This is a genomic window from Herbaspirillum sp. VT-16-41 (assembly GCF_001994935.1).
Classification (GTDB): domain Bacteria; phylum Pseudomonadota; class Gammaproteobacteria; order Burkholderiales; family Burkholderiaceae_D; genus Herbaspirillum; species Herbaspirillum frisingense.
This window is the reverse complement of the sequence record NZ_MUXB01000182.1, coordinates 1-768: the sequence shown is the minus strand read 5'-3', so window position 1 is coordinate 768 and position 768 is coordinate 1. Positions and strand designations below refer to the sequence as shown.

The 768-nt window shown below is 52.7% G+C and carries 1 pseudogene; it reads right to left on the bottom strand.

Annotation, left to right across the window (positions count from 1 at the left end):
- Positions 1–391 precede the first annotated feature (391 nt).
- A pseudogene (locus BTM36_RS29195) lies at positions 392–706 on the bottom strand (YebC/PmpR family DNA-binding transcriptional regulator); the annotation flags it as partial.
- Positions 707–768: the final 62 nt, after the last annotated feature.

Below are 768 nucleotides of genomic sequence, written 5' to 3'. Positions count from 1 at the left end.
AAGATATTGGTGTACGTCGAGTTGATCTAAGATGAGAAGAATGTTCGATACTGACATGGTCACGATGTGATGATATGAGTTTATTATGTCAACACTGAGTCATAGTGGAGTGTATGACAGATAGTAATAGATCTGTCTATAGTATATCTCGAGCAACGTAACCTCTTCATTAGTGTTTTGTTTTTTTTTTTTTTAATTCTCCGGCGCCCCCCGAGTCCTACCCCTTTCCCCTCCCCGCCGCTTTCCCGTTTTTTTCCCCGGGTGCCCCCGGGGTGGGCCCGCTGGCAAGTCCATCCCCCACGGTCCGGCCTGGGTTCTCGCTGAAGACACCGCCCTTCCCCGGGGGGAGGGCGCGCAGCCGGTCCGGATACCCCTTTCCCAGGCGCCATAGGTTGTCAGACAGACATTCCACCATCACCGCTGTGCCGCCAGGACCGTAACCTTCATAAATGATGGTTTCCATGTTCGCGTCTTCATCACCGCCCACGCCACGTGCGATAGCACGGTTCAGGGTGTCACGGGTCATGTTGTTCGACAGCGCTTTATCCACTGCCGCACGCAGACGCGGGTTGGAACCGATATCGCCGCCGCCAAGGCGCGCTGCGGTAACCAGCTCACGAATAATTTTGGTAAAGATTTTACCGCGCTTGGCATCCTGTGCCGCTTTGCGGTGTTTGGTGTTGGCCCATTTACTGTGACCTGCCATAAGAAACTCTCCACTTAACCGTTGATTTATACGGCATGAATTACAAATTCTTCAATCGCCTG